This window comes from Dyella acidisoli, from assembly GCF_030160295.1.
GTDB lineage: Bacteria > Pseudomonadota > Gammaproteobacteria > Xanthomonadales > Rhodanobacteraceae > Dyella_B > Dyella_B acidisoli.
Window position 1 is genome coordinate 233,320 of the sequence record NZ_BSOB01000018.1, and the last position, 16,998, is coordinate 250,317.

Genomic DNA, 16,998 nt, shown 5'->3' on the forward strand with positions numbered 1-16,998 from the left:
TCAGTATGTTTCTAGTTACGAACGCAACGCATCACTATCGCGTGCCATGGCGCTGGCAGATTTCATCCGCCATTCCAAAGAGAAGAAAGCACGCAGAATAATCTATAAAAAAATAAGGCGTAATTACCACCGCGTTACCGTCATTAAATACGGTAACTTATTTAAACCAATCGCCAATTAAAGTAGGCGTTTTAATTTAATAAGCGTATAGCAAATACTATTGCATTACTAATGACTGGGTGTTACGCTCAAATTACATGAAGTACAGCGGTCTTAACTTTAAAACGAGACAAATCTGTGCATCATTCACAACAGGTGGTCGGTAATAATCTGAGCCGTATGACTTACGTCGTAGTCGTTTATTGACGCTGTCATTAAAGCCCCATCGCCTCCCTGCTAATCAAGCAACAAGTCCTCCAACCGCCCCCAAACCGATGCCAGTACCAGCAGATCGCCGACTTCACATAACTATCGTTCTTTGAGCTTACATAACGATCGCTATGCTGTCAACAGCATCGGACCACCCATTTCAAAACGATTTTCAAGCCATGGTTTACAGAGAAGAGCAAAAGAAACTCACGCGCCAACGCATCGTCGACGCTGCCGGCCGCGGATTCCGACGCGGTGGCTATGGCGGCATTGGTGTAGACGGTTTGGCCAAGGAAGCCGGCATGACGTCTGGTGCTTTCTACGTGCATTTTGACTCCAAGAAAGCAGCCTTTCGCGAATCGATGCTGCAAGGCATGACCGAATTGCACGACTACGTGTTGCATCTCCAAGCCGAACACGGTGCTGCGTGGTGGCCCGAATTCGTGGTGTTCTACCTGAGCACCAAGCGCACCTGCAATTTGTCGGAAAGCTGCGCCCTGCAGAGTCTTCCGCCCGAAGTGGCTCGTCTGGACGAATCGCTTCGCGGCGAATTTGAAAAGGAACTTCGTGGCGTCGCCAAGGCAATCGCCGCGGGACCACCGTCACCCATCGCGCCGCCTAACGAAGAATCTGCTTACGCAGCGCTTGCATTGCTGACGGGCACCGTCACGATGGCGCGCGCCGTTTCCAGCAAGGCGCTTTCGCAGAAAATCGCAGACAGCGCGCTGCAAATTCTGCTGCCAACATTCACCGAGCAGAAGAAGATCAGGAAGAAAAAGTAGTCCGCGCGCCAAAGCCGGCACGCTGCTGCGCTCGCCATTTCGGTTCGTATAGCTCAGCACACGCCTGAGTACGGGTTAGCGAATCAAGCACGTCCTGTGCCTGATTCGCTGCCATCCATCCTTGGCACGTACTCACACACGTTCCTGCATATCTCCTGATTACGCCATTGCGGCCTTCTGGATCGCCGCGCCCAGATCGGCGTTCGAGTAGGCTTTACCGCCGATACCCCACGGCCCGTCGACCGCGTGCTTCACCACGACGTACGTACGCTCGCGCGGATGCGGCTTTGCCTTGTACGTATCAATGATGTCCGTGACCTCACCGATGAACTTCTGAGCCACCTGGCCATTCGGGAAGGTGATGGCCGGGACGGTCACTTCGACGACGGCCAGCGACTGCGACTTGCCGCCCACGAAGCATTCCGACTCCGGCTTCACGCTCACATGCCCGATCACGTTCGGGGTCATGAACGAATTGCCGGTCAGGCCGTGCGCCTCCAACAGGGCAGCCGCAATTTTCGGAAACACCTCACGCTCGCCTTCCTGGGTAAGAAGGCCCTTGGATACCTCGACTAAGATAGGCATTGAATAACTCCTTGTTTCGAATGATTAGTCAAACCAGCGCTCTTGTGCCCACGTCACGATCGTCATATAAAGTAACGACCGTTACGTAACGATCGTTATATATAACGATCGTTATCTCGTCAAGCCTGAAATTTCGATCGTTATCTGGGGCGTCGCATGGCACACCGAACCGGCCGGAAGAGAGAGGGAACCAGGGCGAACGTCCTGCGCAGCGCAGGGCGGGTGTTTCGCAGCCATGGATTTGGCGGCTCGACCGTCGATGGGCTCACCCAGGAGGCGGCTGTTACGTCCGGTGCTTTCTATGCGCATTTCCGGTCGAAGGCGGACGCCTTTCGCGAGGCGATAGCCGTTGGCATGGACGATCTCAGGCGGTACATCGAGCACACGCGCCAGCAGCATGGAAACAACTGGCAGACACAGTTGATCGACTTCTACCTGGGCGATCGTCGTACCTGCGACTTGGCTAACAGTTGTGCCTTGCAAAGTCTTTCGTCGGATGTCGCCCGTGCGGACGACGGCGCACGGCAGGCCTACGAAACGAACCTGCATGCCATCGTCGAAGCAATGACCGCGGAATTCGCAGGACTGCCAGGCGCCCGATGCGAGCGGGCGATCGCGCTGCTTGCGTTGCTTGTTGGTGGTGTAACCCTCGCCCGCGCGGTACGTGATCCTGTTGTAAGCGACGAGATAGCCACGGCTGTCCGCACGGCCGCGATTGCGCTCGAGCCTCATTGCTTGACGAAGGAGCCACCGCTGATTCGTGAATCGGTCACGTGAGCTTCGTTGGCAGGAAGAAATCCGCGCTGATAGTGGGATTTCCTATGTTTTTGCTCGTCATCCCAGCAAAAGCTTGGATCCAGTGGCTTCGGTGCAGAAAAGACGCTGGATCCGAGCTTTCGCCAATGGGATGACGATAAGGCGGTGTGAAAGATCCTTACTCATCATCGACCAAATTGGATATTGGAGATGCTTATGTCTTTTTCGCAAATTGTGCATCACAGGTCTTTTTACTTCGGGCCAATAGCTAGCACGCTAACCGCCATCATCCGCGCACTCGCTTTGTCGATGATGCTTTGTGCGAGCTTTACCTTCACCCCAACATCTGCGTGTGCAGCAGGCGCATCCAACGCACCGCCCATAACCCGCACCGTACTCGAACGCCGCCCTATCCCAGGCTCCGATCAAAGCATGGAACTGATCCTGGTGACTTTTCAGCCGGGCGTGTCTGCGCCGTTGCATCACCATCCTGTTGCAGGCCTCAACTACATCATCGAAGGAACGGCCGAATCAGCCTATGGACACGATGTTCCGAAACTTTATCGCGCAGGTGACACGCTGCAGGACTTGCCGAATGTGCCGCACACCGTCTTTCGCAATCCAGACAAAAGCAAAGTGCTTCGATTCCTGATCTTCACCAATCTACACGCTGATCAAGCCTATACCACGGCTCCATAGCCCGGTGATCTTCTAGCGGCGACACACACCATCCAATTCATTATCTCGGGTCCACCACATGGCGACGACATTCAACGACGCGAAATCCGAAATCATCAGCAGAGCACATGAAAAAATGCGGCACGCGCTTGTAGATCAGACGTGGACGCTCCGCCAAAGGCTTGCTTTGACTTGCCGGATACTTTTCGATGCCGGCCACGGCTCATCGCTGGCCGGTCAAGTCAGTGCTCGCGCTGCTCCGCACAGCACCTTCTACACCCAACAATTCGGCCTCGGGCTGGAAGAAATACGCCAGAGCAATCTGGTGCACGTCGATGAGGATCTTGACGTCATTGACGGCCACGGCATGCCAAACCCCGCAAACCGTTTTCATGCTTGGCTCTATCTCCATCGCGCGGATGTCAATTGCATCGTTCACGCGCATTCACCGCATGTCACGGCGCTTTCCATGCTTGAGACACCCCTGGTCGTATCCCACATGGACTATTGCCCGCTTTACGACGATTGCGCGTTCCTCGGTACATGGCCAGGCGTGCCGGTGGGAAATGAAGAAGGTGAGATTATTACGCACGCCATTGGCGACAAACGCAGCATTCTTCTGGCTCATCACGGCTATCTCGTTGCGGGCAGAACCGTCGAGGAGGCCTGCGTTCTCTCGCTTCTGCTCGAACGAGCGGCTAAAGCCCAGCTCATGGCCATGAGTGCAGGCGACATCAAACCTATTGATCCTGACTTGGCGCGGGAGGCCAGGGCCTGGATGACCACGGAGAAGCGTTACGCCGCAACCTTTGCCTACTATGCGCGAGGTGCGCTACGTACACATGCCGATTGTGTGACTTAAAACGCGATAAGCCCGTGGGCCATAGTGCCCACGGGCCGGACCATCGCATTTCGATGTGCGTGCGCAACCACCACTCGATGACCGAACTTCCCTATAAATGGCCAGCAAGCATATATGCGTGTCGAATGCCTCATGGTGCGAGTCGGGATGAAGGCATTCCGCATGGGATCAATCAACACAACAAGCCAACCGCGCGGCTTATCCGAAGCCGACGTGCTTATTGCTGCGGTGGGACATCAACCTCGGTCGTGGCGATTTTGGTAAGGCCATGATTGTTGGTCGCGATGTATTCGATCGTGTAGTGCTGGTCGGCGCCGGTGCTGTTGGAAAAGTCCAGATCAAAACCGTAGTCCGCTTGACCAAAGTGCGCGTTGCGTACCGCCTTTGTCATATCAAGACTTGTGTCCGTGGAAACGATGGACACCAACTTCACTTGCGGCGAGGGATCGCTGTAATCCTGAAGGCTATGTTCAATGCACACATGCTTGAAGTTGCTGACACCAAGGAAGGGAGCGTGATCATCAACTTTGGCGTAGACGTTGAAGATGGGCGTCGGCGTAAGGGTGAGTCCTTTCGCCGTGGACAGCCCGTAGGGCGCTCCGTTCGCTACGACCCGAACAAACGCACCGGTTTCCCGATCGAACTCCAGGACCTGATCTGTCCCCAAGCTGATGATGTAGAGGTTGCTATTGGGGCCTGAAAAACGGACCGCACGCGGCACCGAGAGACCGCCACTGCCAGCGGGAATAAACGCGTCCATGAATTCGCCGGTACCCTGCTTGTAACGCAGCACCCGATTGTCCGTCGACGTGACGTAGAAATTGCCGTCCGGACCGATTTCCAGACCGATCGGGCCCTTGAGGCCGCCGGAACCTGGCGGCACAAAATAGCTGGGTTCCCCTGTCTTCAGATCGTAGCGAATAACGCTGTTGTTATTCGCGCTGGCGATGTACATGTACTTGTCATCAAACGTGTTCATGAAAGGACCGCTCAAGGCGGGGTAGTTCGGGCTGTCCCAGCGGCTGCCCGGCCCTGCAAAGATGTCGATGAAGTTTCCGTGCCTGTCATAGCGCAACACGCGATTGGTTGCCGCATCACCGACATACACCAGATTGTCAGGGCCAAAGTTCGGTGCCGACGGATTCGTCAGGCCACCTACTCCCTTGTCGATGAACACGCCTTTATATGCGCCGGTAAAGCCGTCGAAACGCAGAACCTGTCCTCCAAGATTGGCAGACACGAACAGATCACCGTCAAAGCCGATCTGGGATGCCACCGGTCCGTCCATGGGATAGACGACCTTGAGGAAGGCGCCCGTCTCGCTGAACATCATCAATTGGTTGCTGCCAAAACTGCTGATGAAGAAATTGGCGTTTGGATTGTTGACATCGCTGCAATAGCCAGCCTGCGACGCAACGCCTGCTCCAATCAAGACCGTCGCAGTTAAAAGCTGAAATGCTTTTGTGCGGACTTTGGATAAAAAAACGCGCGGAAACATAAAAAGCTCCTTCTTAATGGGATAATTGATTAATACTATTTTTCAAAAATGTGACTCGAATGATTCACATTGAATAACTTTTGCCCACCAAAAATCCTTCCACTTCAATTGCGGACATGCATTCGCCGTACAAATTGGAAGATCCTGAATCTCTATTACAAAACGCGCACAACTCATCGATAACCAGGGCGTACGATAGGAACCCCGGATATGACATTAAGACAGCACTTGGTGACCCCCGAGTGCAATCGACAGAATAACGGTCGTTATTTGAGTCTAAATAACGAACACTATTTAGTCAACAGTGCAGTGAATCCCATGTGAAGTCGGCGGCGAAGAAGAGTCATAAGCGTGATTCCGATTTGAAACGATCCAGCGATCATCGCCATCACTTACACAATGACTGCTACGTATGTCATCTATGCGACCGAAGTACGACCATTACTTGCAGCGAACCAATAAATTCAATACGCAATGGAGCACTCAATTAGCTGATCCGGTGGCGAGATATGCGGACTGCTAAACGAGTTCGAGTAGGGAACCGATGACCAGATCCGGTTTGCTCATCCTGATGTCTTCGCCATGGTTATATCCGTAGTGCACGTCAGCCATCGTCATGCCGGCGGATCGAGCCGATTCAACATCATTGATGGAATCGCCGACGACCAGGCAGTCCTTCGGCAAGACTGAGATTCTTTCCGCCGTATGCAGCAGCGGTGCGGGACCCCCGGCTTTTTCACATGGAGATCGTCGCCACCCACCCGGGCACTACGGTATCAACCAGTGTTCCATCAAGATCAAAGATGATGCCTGTATGGCGATCGGCGGGCTTAGCTGGTTGAGCAGGGAACACGCGCAGTTCTCTTAGAAAGATGTTAATGAGCGCAACCGGGAAGAAGGCGCCGAACGATTGTCCAAAGTCATATGACGGAGTGATGGCCCAGCTCTGCCTAAAGAGTGGCGCGGCACCGCAAGCATGCGATTCGAGCACGTGTCGATATCCTGCTACCCAGCAGCAGAATTCCAGTGCGGGCGGGTGGCGATCGTGCTAATTTGATTCCCGAGCATTCCTGCCACGCAATCGTTTTCCTGGCGTAGGCAAGGCTGTGAGGTTGCCAGCATGGATCGCCCGTGGTCGCGTCGGCTTTGACCGGAACGAAAGGGGGCCAATATGGGACATGACAAGACACGTTCGGGCGTCTCGGTCGGCAACGTGGATTGGAACGATCCAAAGCTCAACGATCTTCTGAAGAAGGTCGACGACTGGAACATCGATCAGCGAAATCCCCTGCCGCCGCAGAACGTGCAGATCCGAATCGCCTGCGGATTCAGCGCCAGCAATGTCAGCAAGCCTGCGCTTCTGATTTCCGATCACGATGAAGTCATGGTGCTGATCACCCATTTCCCTCTTCCGCATGGCGAAGAGGTACAGGTGAATAACCAGACGAGCGGCAAGACATCGACACGCCTGGGCGTGGTGATCGAAGAACGCGAGGGCCACCGTGTTGGGGACAAGGGGGAAGACATCTTCCTCAACTGGTTACGCGTTCGCTCCCGTTGACCGTCCAGACGCAGATGGATGTCAAACCTCTCAATAGATCGTCGTGGCCGGATACTAAGTATCTTTAATAAAGACATTCACAAGTTGAAATACCAAACCGGTGCACACGCGATTACGACCGCCAATGCCTGTGAGGCCAAAACCACCAACGCATCTTTGGGCGTGCGTCGAAGCCATTTGAAGGCGAAAAACGCAACGATGGGAAGCTGGCCGGCCATGAGCAGCTGGAATAGATGAGCGGCAGCCCCTTCATCCGCCTCGCGTGCCGTACCAAAGAACATGATGTGGCCCAGAACAATGGTCAGCGCAACCAATGACATCATCAGGGGTACCAAAGCGCTTGGCCGCGTGAATGTGTTGGCGCTCATACATGCGCTCCCGGCTGCGGGTCACATTGCACTATACGCTCGAAGGAACAGTAAAACGCAAAGCACTCTATAGGCCTTCGATGATGCGGACATCCCGCTCGGCCGCGCCGACGAGGTACTGCACCGTTGCCTGATAATCCGCGCTGCGATATGCGGCTTCGGCTGCGCTGAGGTTGTCGAACTCGACGAGAGCAACACGCTGTGACAGGCCTGCTTCATGTGCGGAAGCAGGCAAGCCAGCTGCCAGCACTCGACCACCGTGAGCCTTGATGACCGGGCCTGCTGCAGCGGCGTACCTGTCTACACCCGCCTGATCCGAGATCGATCGGAACGTCACTATCCAATAGGCAGTTGCCATCGTCTTCCTCCGTTGTATCCGTCTAATTAGTCTGCGGGTGTACGTTGGGGTGCGAACCCCAACATTTCAATCTGGATACGTTTGCACGCCAACCTATCGTCAATAACGCAGATGTTGCTCCCGCAACTTAGTAAAGTTTGCGTTCTGTTCGGCTTCCATCGCTTCAAGCGTGTCGAGCGTTGCGCGGTCATGGATCGCCTGCCAAATTGCCGCCGAGCCGAGCGAGCCACGTGTTGCGATGATGTTGAACTCAGCCGGATAGAGCGCGTATAGCGTCGACAACAGTGCCAGCCCCACCCGCGCAACCGGGCGATGGGTTTGCGCCGCATCGAGTTCGATACTCACGCCATGACAAAGCCGGCCTGCCCAGGTGGATTCGGTCGGAACGAAATCGATCGCTTCGAAATGCGCGCCGACATTGAGTGCATTCAGTGCGCTCGCCAGCTTTTTCGCATCGATCCACGGCGCACCGATCCATTGGAACGGATGCGGCGTGCCGCGACCCACACTCAGCTCCGCGCCTTCGAGCAAGCCAACATCCGGGTACAGTTCCAGTTGCGCCGGTGTGCGCAAATTGGGCGAGAGAGGCACCCAGCCCAAGCCAGTGTCCGCGAAGCGCATCGAACGTCGATACCCGCTCATCGGAACGACACGCAGATCCGCATGGATGTGCTTTTCCCGATTGAACAGATCCGCCAGCTCACCCACCGTCATGCCGGGTTGCAGCGGCAGCGGGAAATAACCGGTGAACGATTCGTGCCCCGCATCACGGACCGGGCCCCCGAACCGGTCCGCGCCAAGTGGGTCCGGCCGATCCAACACGAACAAGGGGATGTGGTGGGCCGCCGCGGCTTCGAGCGCATAGCCGAGCGTGGTTTCGTAAGTGAAGAAGCGTACGCCGGCATCCTGGATGTCGAAAACCAGCGCATCCAGTCCATCGAGCGAACTCGCGGGGAAGTGCTTATTCGTGCCGTACAAACTGTGGACGACAAGGCCTGTTGCAGCATCACGCGTTTCACCGACAGGTGCATCGACGTCGGTGTTCAATCCATGCTCCGGCGAGAACAGCGCTGCGAGCGTGACGTTCGGTGCATGTGCGAGTACATCGACGGTGCGCCGGCCTTGCGCATCGAAACCGCTGCGGTTGGTAATCAAGCCGATGCGCATACCCTTAAGCGGTGAGAACTGCTGCGCTTCGAGCACGTCGATGCCGGTCTGCACCGGACCCGTTGAAGTCGGCAGGCGCGCTGCTACTTGCTGTGCTGGCTGTGCCCATGGCACCAGGTGACTGATGTCGGCGACGGACAAAGGCGCTGTGCGGCTTGCCAGCAGCGCGAGCACCTGTGCACGAAGCGGCCGCGCGTCACCGCTGTCGTTGGGATGCACACGGTTGGTCAGAATCACCACGAACTGCCGCGTCGTCAGATCGATCCACAATCCCGTACCGGTGTAGCCCGTGTGACCGATGGCTCCGATCGGCGGTACGCGGTCCTGGTTCGCGACGAAAGGCGCAGCCAGTTCCCATCCGAGGCCTCGCCACGGGGTGGTCGAAAGTGGCGAAGCAGCGGTTGCCAGCGCAGTGATGCTCGCTGGTTGCAAAATGTGTTGTTGGTCGACGCGCCCATCGTTGAGCACCATCTGCGCGAAGTGCGCGAGATCGTCGGCGTCGGAAAACAAACCCGCGTTACCGGATACACCGCCCATCCAGCTTGCGGTCGGATCGTGAACCCGTCCGCGACGCATGCCGATGAGATCCGCCGTGGTCGGCGCGCTACGCGCGGCCAACGCTGCGTCGGGCAGGAATGTCGTGTTCTGCATGCCGAGCGGCATGAAGATGTGAGCGCGGCAATAGGCGTCCAGCGATTGATGTGTGATGCGCTGAACCAATTCGCCAAGCACGACGAAATTGAGGTCGCTGTAGATAACCCGTACCCCTGGTGCACTCCGTGGACGTTCCTCCGCGATCGCGTGTAGCACCCCTTGCCTGCCCGGTGCAGACGGGCGGGCCGACAAGTCTGGCCGCAGGCCCGATGTGTGCGTGAGCAGCTGGCGTACCGTAATCGCCCGCTTGCCGTAGGCCGAAAAAGCAGGCCAATACTGCGCAACGGGCGCATTCAGATCGATGCGGCCCGCCTCAGCCAGTTGCAGGATCGCGGTGGTCGTCGCAATCACCTTGGTGAGTGAGGCGAGATCGAACTCGGTATCCAGCGTCATGGCTTCGGCTTGCGGTACCGTAGCGCGCTGGCCAAATGCTTCGCGGTAGAACACGTGTTCGGCATCGCCCATCACGATCACCGCACCGGGGATGCGTCCCGCAGCAATCTGCCCGTCGACGATTTGCTGCAGTTGCTGTTGCGCGGAGACATCCAGCTCGGCAGCGCCCACAGACTGCGCTGCCATGATGAGCCCGGCCAGCGCTATCCAACACTTGAGCAAGCCATTCACTGGCGCGGTAGATCGTCTGCCTCGTACTGATTGTGCGAATTCCATAGCATCCATCCGTCGGAGCCGGTTGCTTCAGCGGCATCGATTTGCGCCCGGATCGCCACCGCGTCGAACGCGCGATGGTCGAACGCATAGTCGCGAAACGCCTGCAACCACGGACGAAAGCGTACTCCCGGCAGCTGGGTTCGCTGCAACGCCTCCGTCAGCGAACGCCTGACGATCTGCCCCGGATCGGTCACCGGGTCGGCTAAGCCTGGCAGCCCCCACGTGAAGCCGGACGGGTACAGCATCGGCGAGATGTAATCGAGCGGCGCGCCGAGCAGCTCAATCTGCTGCCCGATGGCCGTATCGTTGTGATTCCAGCAAACGTAACCAAAAATGTCGGCAGCGATGAACACGTTGTAGGGTGCAAGCCTTGCGCGGGCGGCTTGCAGAAAACCTACGATCGCCGCCGTGCGGTTGGCCTGGGAATTCGGCAATGCAAACCGCAGGCCACGCTGGTCGGGAAAACGCACATAATCGAACTGGATTTCGTCAAAGCCCATGCGGGCCGCCTCTTCGGCGATATCGATGTTGTGCTGCCAGACGTCGTGTGAAAGCGGATCCATCCATTGCAAGCCCTCACGATCGCGCCACAGCTTGCCGCTGGCGTCGCGCACGCTCCACTCGGGATGCGCAAGGGCAAGCGGATCGTCCTTGAACACCACGATACGCGCGATCACATACAGATGCCGCGCGTGCAGATCGGCAAGCAGCGACGGAAAATCCTGTGCAAACGCTACCCGCTGGCTCGTCCTGGCCGCTGCGCCAATCGCCTCGCGTGCCTGGCTTCGGTAAGGAGTCAGGCCGCGGTCGCCCTTTACATCGATGACGAACGCATTGATCGCGGTGTGCTGCATCACCAGGCTGAGGGCTTGGTTGCGCAGCGTCGTGCTGGTTATGCCGTACACCGACAGATAGACGGCCTTGGGCCGAAATGGCGTCAACGTCAGTGTTACAGGCGCGTCGTCGGACACCTTCACCTCGGCACGCAAATAGCCCGGCGCACGCGCGGCGATGCTTGCCACCGTTTGAGCGGTATCGAATCGCCCGTATTCGTCGGTACGCGTCACCCCGGCAGAAGTGGTGACGATGGCGCCGGCCACAGGGTTCAGCGTACTCGCGTCGATGACGACGCCGGTCACGGCGAGGACCGCCGGGCTTGCCAGCTGTGCGCAAACGGCAAACGCCGCAAGCATGGCGTGCAGCTTCCGCGGGCGTGAACGGATCATCGTGCACTCCCTGCCGTCGGCGTGGGTTGCACGTCTGCTTCGCCCAGCAAGTGCGCTAGCGCATGCGGCCCATAAGCATCCACCATCAGAAAACGCGGTAGTGCGAGTAATGACGCATGGCGATCCGCCTTGCGAGCCTCCAGAGTAAAGGCCGCCACGTAGCCCTCATCGGCCGCAAGTGCGGCCAGTTCATCGTCGTGAATGCCGAACGGCCAGGCGAGCATATCCACGCGGGCGCCGGTTTCGGACTCGATCCGCCGCCGCGAGGCGTCTAATTGCCAACGCACGAATTCCCGGAAATCCGCCGGGGTGCGGTGCCTGCGTTCGACCTTGAAGTTGGGATGCCAGTAGGTATGCGACTGGATATCGAACCATCCGGTCTGCCGGAGAGAGCGCAACTGGTCCCAGCTGAGCGCATACGACGCGTTGGAAATCGCCGATGGATAGATGAATAGCGTTACCGGAAAGCGGTCGCGCAGCACGATGGGCAAGAGCCGCTCGAACACCGAACGATGGCCATCGTCGACGGTGATCACCACGGGTTTTGCCGGCAACACGGCCGCGGGGTCACGCAACGCGTTGACTGCATCACGCAGCGGCACGATGTGGTACCCATGCTCGTTCAGAAAGCGCAACTGCGCTTCGAACGTCGTAACGCGCACCGTCATCGAATCGTCCAGCGTGTCGGAAAAACGGTGATACACGAGGATGGCGACGCTGACTTCGCGAGTCTGCGCGTAGCCAGCGGCAAGCCACGCGAGGCCGCACAAGCAGGTCAGCAGGATGCAAAGTCGACGTATCCCGCCGTTCATACGCGCACCGCGCCCGTCGATGCACAGCATGCCTTTTCCATACCTGTCGACCTCCTGCACGCCCCCAATGATGGCGACGACCAGCGCCTGAGTGAGTGCTTCCATCTTGTATGTGCTGCGGGATCGTTCCGATGTGGCAGATCAATCCTGCGTGCGAACGCCACTTGGTGGCGCTTGCGCGCAAGTGTTGTCACAGAAAGACGATGCAAGAACCATTCCCTGCGCGGGTGACCTTGGGTGCGGCATTCGCCTGCCCCCCGCTCCTGCGCTCCTGCGCTCCTCTGTTTACGAGGAAAGTAATAAGTTCGTTAGGGAGAGAACTCTGTCCGCAAGTCATTTCAGCACATGACGTGTTGCGCTCTGACTGGCGCCTCAAGCTGCGTAGCGAATGCTTTGTGTCGCACTTCACCGAACCGTACTGCTGTCTCAAAGAGATAGCCGTGTGGCCGCATTGTGAAATGTACGTGAATGTCTGTGAAAGCCTAGAGTCGCCGGGCACATGGGAGGGGTACGTGTGCCACTACCGCAATGACCATTAAGCCACGCACAGAGAGCGAAGCCGATGCTGTCAAGAAACCGTACGCTTGTAAAAACCATTGCGGCCATGGGGCTTATCGCCTCCGGCTGTGCAACTCAAACTGTATTTGCCACGGATGTTCCGGAAGGATTCGGACACGATACGACCGGCGGCGCCAACGGAGAGGTCGTCACCGTTACCACCCCAGCTCAGCTGCAAAGCGCGCTGTGCGGCAGTCTCAATGCAGAAGGACTGTGCGCGGACGATACTGCGCGCACCATCGTGATCTCCGGAACGATCGACTTCCGCGGCGCGGAGGGCACAACCTCCGGACTTGGCTGCGATCCGTACCCTAATAAAACCGAGGCGCTGGTGCTGTTGAATAGCAGTGACACGCATTGCAACGGTTTTACGACGTCGCAGATTCCTTACGACAAGGTCGGGAACGACCCGTTGTTGGTCGGTTCGAACAAGACGGTTACGAGCATCGACGGCAAGGCGATTATCGAAGGCCGTGGCCTTCGGTTGGTCGACGTCAAGAACGTCGTCATTCGCAACCTGACGATCCAGGACATCAACCCGAGCGTTATTTTCGCGGGCGATGCCGTCACGCTGGACGGCGTCGACAATGTCTGGATCGACCACAACAAGTTCTTCATGATCGGCCGTCAAATGATCGCCGCAGGCTTCGGCCCAGTGACGCACGTGACGGTTTCATGGAATGACTTCGACGGCAGCACCCCTTACGCCGCTTACGGTGACGGGGATCACTATTGGAACATGCTGTTTGAGAGCAGCGATCAAAGCGTCACGATCGTGAACAATTGGGTTCACCACTTTGCCGGCCGTGCGCCGATCATCACGGCGAACGGTTCCACCGGGCACGGTGTCTTTCAGATCGTGAACAATTATTTCCAGGACGGGTCCGTGTACGGGCATGGCTTGAATGCCTACAACGGTATCGATGTGCTCGTTGAAGCCAATTTCTACGACCAAGTTCCCATGCCGATTCTCAAAAATTCCGATCCGGAACAAGTGGGAAGCGTTTTTGGACTCATCAGCGGACCGCATTGGGCGCAGATACCGTGCCTGCAAGCACTGAAGCGCAATTGCGGCACCAACCTCATCGTGGGCACGTCCAATGTCAGCGGTTTTGATCAGGACGTAACCGTATTGCAGGCGTTTAAGGGCTCGCCGTACTTGGTACATCCGTACAAGGCCAGCCAAGTTCGCGCCGTGGTCCAGGCGCAAGCTGGCCCTGGTCACATCGAAGTAAGCGGTATCTAAGTGAAGTCATGCGCAACCCGGGCAGCAGTCATTCCTGCCCGGGTTTGCGTTCTAGCCAGGCTGCTTGATCGTTCGGCGCTGCCACATGTAAATCGGCAACCCGGCGAGCACCAACACTGCACCCCACATCAACGTCTCCGCGCCAGTACCAATCAGCGCCCATACGCTGAAAGCGAGCGCGCCAAGTGCCACGCCTTTCCGCCATCGGCTGCTGGCATGATCGATTCGCCACCACGCCAGCACGGTTATCAGATAGGGCAATAGCGTCGCGGCAATGGAAAGCAAAATGGTGAACGTAAACAGCGCCACCAGCGTGCGACTGTAGTTGGAAACAATCAGCGTGCTCGCCAGCACACTGCTGAGCAACAAACCGAACCACGGCGTACCACGCTTGTCCAGGCGAGCGAACGGTTTGGGGAACAAGCCATCCAGTGCGGGAGCAAGCGTCGTCTGCGCTTGCAACAGTACCCAGCCGTTGAGCGCACCGAAGCAGGAAATGGTGGCGACGACACCTATTGCTATGCCGGCCCAATCGCCCCACACACGTCTTGCTGCTTCAGCCATCGGTGCTGCCGATGCGTGCAGCACGTCCGCCGGAAGCATGCCGACCACCACGGTGCACGCCAGCATGGTGGCAACCCCTGCGATAGTCATGCCGATCACCGTCGCACGCGGCACGGTGCGCTGCGGATCACGCACAACGCCCGTTGGTACCGTTGCCGTTTCCATGCCGAGGAACGCCCACAGCGTCAGCGCAGCCACCGACGATGTCACGTGCACCAAGGGCAGGCCGCTGGCATTGAAGGGATGAAAGGCGCTCGCATGCACCCAGCCCAATCCAAGCAATCCGAACACGATGAGCGGCACCAGCTTGAGCAAGGTAGTGACGATGGCCGTATAACCGACTTCGCGCACGCCGGACAAACTGATGAAGGTGCAGACCCATAACGCAGCTAATGAGCACAACGCGCTGCGCAACGGTGTCGCGGTGGCTGCCGGCCACACGGAACCGAGACTGCCGGCAAACGCCACGGCAATCGCCGCGTTCGCGCACCACACGCAAACCCAATAGCTCCAGGCTGCAACAAAGCCCACGCCATCCCCAAACGCGCGACGCGCATAGGCGTAGGCACCGCCATAGTTAGGGACGATCTGCGCCAGCCATGCGTACACCAGTGCCAGCATCAACGCACCGCCGAGGCTGATGCCCCATCCAAGCAAGCTTGCAGCACCATAAGGCGCCAACGCTGCCGGCAAAACGAATACGCCTGACCCGATGATGTTGCCGATGACCAGCGCGATAAGCATCCATAGTCCGAGCGACCGCCGGTGGGTACTCATGCGTGAGCAAGCGTATCGCGATAGGCGCGACGCACCATTTCGTGAAAATGATGCACGGCGTTTTCACGCAGCGGATTCAATCGGCCGGCTTCATAGGAACCGGAAGCCAGTCCGCGTTGGACCTCTTCGCAAATGGTGACGTCTTCATCCTGCACTTCGTCACTGAAGTCGATGTCTTTGGCACGCCGCGTTTGTGCTTCTGCGCTACTATCCGGCGCGTAATAAAAATCGAACTCCACCCGGCAGCGATCCACGCCTATCGGCAACACCCGATTGGTCTGCAGGCGGCCAGGCAGGATATTGAGCATGGCGTTCGGATACAGGAAGTAATACAGCGCTTCCCCGCTGCCGTAGAGATCATCGCCGCTTTCAAGCGGACTGAACTGGAAGGAATACCATTCGGCCGTCTCGGTGATGTAGCTGCGGTAATCGAGCAAGCTGTTCAAGCCGGGGTGGATGCACGGCACGTGGTAGCCTTCGAGGTAGTTGTCGACGTAAACCTTCCAGTTGCAGGCCACGTCGTAGCTGACGCGATGATGAAATTCGTAACCATCCAACGCGCGATGCGGACCCAGGCGCGCATCGATACCGTCGACGAATGCGTCGAACGGCGCCGCTTCGCCTATAGCGACGAACACCAGACCTTGCCACACATGCACGCGGACTTCGGGAAGACGGATGTCCGCAGGATTGAAGTCCGGCGTGCGCCCCATTTCAGGCGCGCCGCGCAATACGCCATCCAAGCCATAAGTCCAGCCGTGGTAACGGCAACGCAGGTTTTGCGCACCGCGCCCGTTGCAACTGGCGATCGGCCCTGCGCGATGCCGGCATACGTTGTGGAAAGCGCGAATGCTCGATGTGTCGCTGCGCACGATCAGCAACGGTAGTCCTGCAATCTGTGTAACCACATGATCGCCCACACCTGACAGTTGCGATTGATGGCATACCAGTTGCCAACTGCGCGCGAAGATCGCCGATGCATCCAACGCCGGCATGCGCGCGTCGGTGTAGAAACGGGCCGGCAGGGTTAGCGCATGATCCAGCTGCTGCGAGGCGAGTGCGTCAGGGGAAAGTAACTCGACCATTGCGATACCTGGCAGCAGTGATGGCCGAGTATTTATCGAACTGCGGTGCAGCATCAATGCGGATGGTGGGCGGTTAGTCGCGCTTTGGTCTGGGGCTCTTGCCGAGCACTCGGATACTTTTGCCCATACTTTTGCGAACTTTTCGAGACGTTCCAATCACTCCTTACCGTCATTCCGGCGAAGGCCCATTAGCTGTCCGGAAAAAATTTCTGCGATCAGCGGAAGCACAGCTGCCCATTGGGCTAGTTGACACTTCTTGATGTGCGGCGACTCGAAAACTCACTGGGTGAGCCCCTCTCCCTTCGACCTGATTAGTGTCTCGCCTCAGCTGGGTATGTCGTGGTGTTGGGGGATTGCCTGCGGCGCTTTCGGAGCTTTCGGAGCTTTCGGACCCTAAAGGGCCCGAGTCACTTTTCTTTGCGG

17 protein-coding genes are annotated in these 16,998 nt (G+C 57.6%); 6 read left to right on the forward strand and 11 right to left on the reverse strand.

What is annotated here, in order from left to right:
• Positions 1 to 548: 548 nt before the first annotated feature.
• Positions 549 to 1,151: a TetR/AcrR family transcriptional regulator gene (locus QQJ86_RS12220; protein WP_284321224.1), complete on the forward strand. Its 603-nt coding sequence runs from the start codon at positions 549 to 551 to the stop codon at positions 1,149 to 1,151.
• 159 nt (positions 1,152 to 1,310) lie between these two features.
• On the opposite strand, the gene QQJ86_RS12225 is transcribed toward QQJ86_RS12220, so the two are convergent.
• Positions 1,311 to 1,736, reverse strand: a complete 426-nt coding sequence (locus QQJ86_RS12225; RefSeq protein WP_284321225.1) for a hypothetical protein — start codon at positions 1,734 to 1,736, stop codon at positions 1,311 to 1,313.
• Positions 1,737 to 1,892: 156 nt separating this feature from the next.
• On the opposite strand from QQJ86_RS12225, the gene QQJ86_RS12230 reads away from it, so the two are divergent.
• The 3 genes from QQJ86_RS12230 to QQJ86_RS12240 all read left to right on the forward strand — a co-directional run bounded on the left by QQJ86_RS12230 (position 1,893) and on the right by QQJ86_RS12240 (position 4,032).
• The gene (locus tag QQJ86_RS12230) at positions 1,893 to 2,513 is read left to right on the forward strand and encodes a TetR/AcrR family transcriptional regulator (protein ID WP_284321226.1); all 621 of its coding nucleotides are present in this window, start codon (positions 1,893 to 1,895) and stop codon (positions 2,511 to 2,513) included.
• Between the two features lie 411 nt (positions 2,514 to 2,924).
• Complete coding sequence (locus QQJ86_RS12235) at positions 2,925 to 3,191, forward strand: cupin domain-containing protein (protein WP_284321227.1); 267 nt, start codon at positions 2,925 to 2,927, stop codon at positions 3,189 to 3,191.
• A 58-nt stretch (positions 3,192 to 3,249) separates the two neighbouring features.
• On the forward strand, positions 3,250 to 4,032 hold the full coding sequence (locus QQJ86_RS12240; RefSeq protein ID WP_284321228.1) for an aldolase: 783 nt from the start codon (positions 3,250 to 3,252) through the stop codon (positions 4,030 to 4,032).
• A gap of 217 nt (positions 4,033 to 4,249) precedes the next feature.
• Here the strand turns inward: QQJ86_RS12240 and QQJ86_RS12245 are convergent, their stop codons facing one another.
• The 3 genes from QQJ86_RS12245 to QQJ86_RS12255 form a co-directional block, all read right to left on the reverse strand.
• Complete coding sequence (locus QQJ86_RS12245) at positions 4,250 to 5,530, reverse strand: Vgb family protein (RefSeq protein WP_284321229.1); 1,281 nt, start codon at positions 5,528 to 5,530, stop codon at positions 4,250 to 4,252.
• Positions 5,531 to 6,049: 519 nt separating this feature from the next.
• Positions 6,050 to 6,244, reverse strand: coding sequence for an HAD hydrolase-like protein (locus QQJ86_RS12250; protein ID WP_345782818.1), 195 nt, complete (start codon positions 6,242 to 6,244; stop codon positions 6,050 to 6,052).
• Between the two features lie 22 nt (positions 6,245 to 6,266).
• Complete coding sequence (locus QQJ86_RS12255) at positions 6,267 to 6,521, reverse strand: hypothetical protein (protein ID WP_284321230.1); 255 nt, start codon at positions 6,519 to 6,521, stop codon at positions 6,267 to 6,269.
• A gap of 180 nt (positions 6,522 to 6,701) precedes the next feature.
• Between QQJ86_RS12255 and QQJ86_RS12260 the strand changes: the two genes are divergently transcribed.
• Positions 6,702 to 7,091, forward strand: coding sequence for a hypothetical protein (locus QQJ86_RS12260; RefSeq protein ID WP_284321231.1), 390 nt, complete (start codon positions 6,702 to 6,704; stop codon positions 7,089 to 7,091).
• Between the two features lie 77 nt (positions 7,092 to 7,168).
• On the opposite strand, the gene QQJ86_RS12265 is transcribed toward QQJ86_RS12260, so the two are convergent.
• The 5 genes from QQJ86_RS12265 to QQJ86_RS12285 all read right to left on the reverse strand — a co-directional run bounded on the left by QQJ86_RS12265 (position 7,169) and on the right by QQJ86_RS12285 (position 12,450).
• On the reverse strand, positions 7,169 to 7,459 hold the full coding sequence (locus QQJ86_RS12265) for a hypothetical protein (protein ID WP_284321232.1): 291 nt from the start codon (positions 7,457 to 7,459) through the stop codon (positions 7,169 to 7,171).
• Positions 7,460 to 7,526: 67 nt separating this feature from the next.
• Positions 7,527 to 7,817, reverse strand: a complete 291-nt coding sequence (locus tag QQJ86_RS12270) for a DUF1330 domain-containing protein (RefSeq protein ID WP_284321233.1) — start codon at positions 7,815 to 7,817, stop codon at positions 7,527 to 7,529.
• A 99-nt stretch (positions 7,818 to 7,916) separates the two neighbouring features.
• The gene (locus tag QQJ86_RS12275; RefSeq protein ID WP_284321234.1) at positions 7,917 to 10,217 is read right to left on the reverse strand and encodes an exo-beta-N-acetylmuramidase NamZ domain-containing protein; all 2,301 of its coding nucleotides are present in this window, start codon (positions 10,215 to 10,217) and stop codon (positions 7,917 to 7,919) included.
• A 41-nt stretch (positions 10,218 to 10,258) separates the two neighbouring features.
• Positions 10,259 to 11,533 carry a putative glycoside hydrolase gene (locus tag QQJ86_RS12280; RefSeq protein WP_284321235.1) on the reverse strand — a complete coding sequence of 425 codons (1,275 nt, stop codon included), beginning with the start codon at positions 11,531 to 11,533 and terminating at the stop codon, positions 10,259 to 10,261.
• Positions 11,530 to 12,450: a polysaccharide deacetylase family protein gene (locus tag QQJ86_RS12285; protein WP_284321236.1), complete on the reverse strand. Its 921-nt coding sequence runs from the start codon at positions 12,448 to 12,450 to the stop codon at positions 11,530 to 11,532. Before QQJ86_RS12285 ends, QQJ86_RS12280 begins: the two co-directional genes overlap by 4 nt.
• Before the next feature lie 457 nt (positions 12,451 to 12,907).
• Between QQJ86_RS12285 and QQJ86_RS12290 the strand changes: the two genes are divergently transcribed.
• Positions 12,908 to 14,149, forward strand: coding sequence for a pectate lyase family protein (locus QQJ86_RS12290; RefSeq protein ID WP_284321237.1), 1,242 nt, complete (start codon positions 12,908 to 12,910; stop codon positions 14,147 to 14,149).
• 51 nt (positions 14,150 to 14,200) lie between these two features.
• Here the strand turns inward: QQJ86_RS12290 and QQJ86_RS12295 are convergent, their stop codons facing one another.
• Complete coding sequence (locus tag QQJ86_RS12295) at positions 14,201 to 15,490, reverse strand: amino acid permease (RefSeq protein ID WP_284321238.1); 1,290 nt, start codon at positions 15,488 to 15,490, stop codon at positions 14,201 to 14,203.
• Positions 15,487 to 16,575, reverse strand: a complete 1,089-nt coding sequence (locus QQJ86_RS12300) for an aromatic ring-hydroxylating oxygenase subunit alpha (protein ID WP_284321239.1) — start codon at positions 16,573 to 16,575, stop codon at positions 15,487 to 15,489. Before QQJ86_RS12300 ends, QQJ86_RS12295 begins: the two co-directional genes overlap by 4 nt.
• Positions 16,576 to 16,998: the final 423 nt, after the last annotated feature.

Coding starts and splice junctions, on each gene's coding strand:
- QQJ86_RS12270 (WP_284321233.1), bottom strand. CDS start 7,817: ATGGCAACTGCCTATTGGATAGTGACGTTCCGATCGATCTCGGATCAG.
- QQJ86_RS12235 (WP_284321227.1), top strand. CDS start 2,925: ATGGAACTGATCCTGGTGACTTTTCAGCCGGGCGTGTCTGCGCCGTTG.
- QQJ86_RS12220 (WP_284321224.1), top strand. CDS start 549: ATGGTTTACAGAGAAGAGCAAAAGAAACTCACGCGCCAACGCATCGTC.
- QQJ86_RS12295 (WP_284321238.1), bottom strand. CDS start 15,490: ATGAGTACCCACCGGCGGTCGCTCGGACTATGGATGCTTATCGCGCTG.
- QQJ86_RS12300 (WP_284321239.1), bottom strand. CDS start 16,575: ATGGTCGAGTTACTTTCCCCTGACGCACTCGCCTCGCAGCAGCTGGAT.
- QQJ86_RS12285 (WP_284321236.1), bottom strand. CDS start 12,450: ATGGAAGCACTCACTCAGGCGCTGGTCGTCGCCATCATTGGGGGCGTG.
- QQJ86_RS12280 (WP_284321235.1), bottom strand. CDS start 11,533: ATGATCCGTTCACGCCCGCGGAAGCTGCACGCCATGCTTGCGGCGTTT.
- QQJ86_RS12290 (WP_284321237.1), top strand. CDS start 12,908: ATGCTGTCAAGAAACCGTACGCTTGTAAAAACCATTGCGGCCATGGGG.
- QQJ86_RS12245 (WP_284321229.1), bottom strand. CDS start 5,530: ATGTTTCCGCGCGTTTTTTTATCCAAAGTCCGCACAAAAGCATTTCAG.
- QQJ86_RS12225 (WP_284321225.1), bottom strand. CDS start 1,736: ATGCCTATCTTAGTCGAGGTATCCAAGGGCCTTCTTACCCAGGAAGGC.
- QQJ86_RS12275 (WP_284321234.1), bottom strand. CDS start 10,217: ATGGCAGCGCAGTCTGTGGGCGCTGCCGAGCTGGATGTCTCCGCGCAA.
- QQJ86_RS12260 (WP_284321231.1), top strand. CDS start 6,702: ATGGGACATGACAAGACACGTTCGGGCGTCTCGGTCGGCAACGTGGAT.
- QQJ86_RS12265 (WP_284321232.1), bottom strand. CDS start 7,459: ATGAGCGCCAACACATTCACGCGGCCAAGCGCTTTGGTACCCCTGATG.
- QQJ86_RS12240 (WP_284321228.1), top strand. CDS start 3,250: ATGGCGACGACATTCAACGACGCGAAATCCGAAATCATCAGCAGAGCA.
- QQJ86_RS12230 (WP_284321226.1), top strand. CDS start 1,893: ATGGCACACCGAACCGGCCGGAAGAGAGAGGGAACCAGGGCGAACGTC.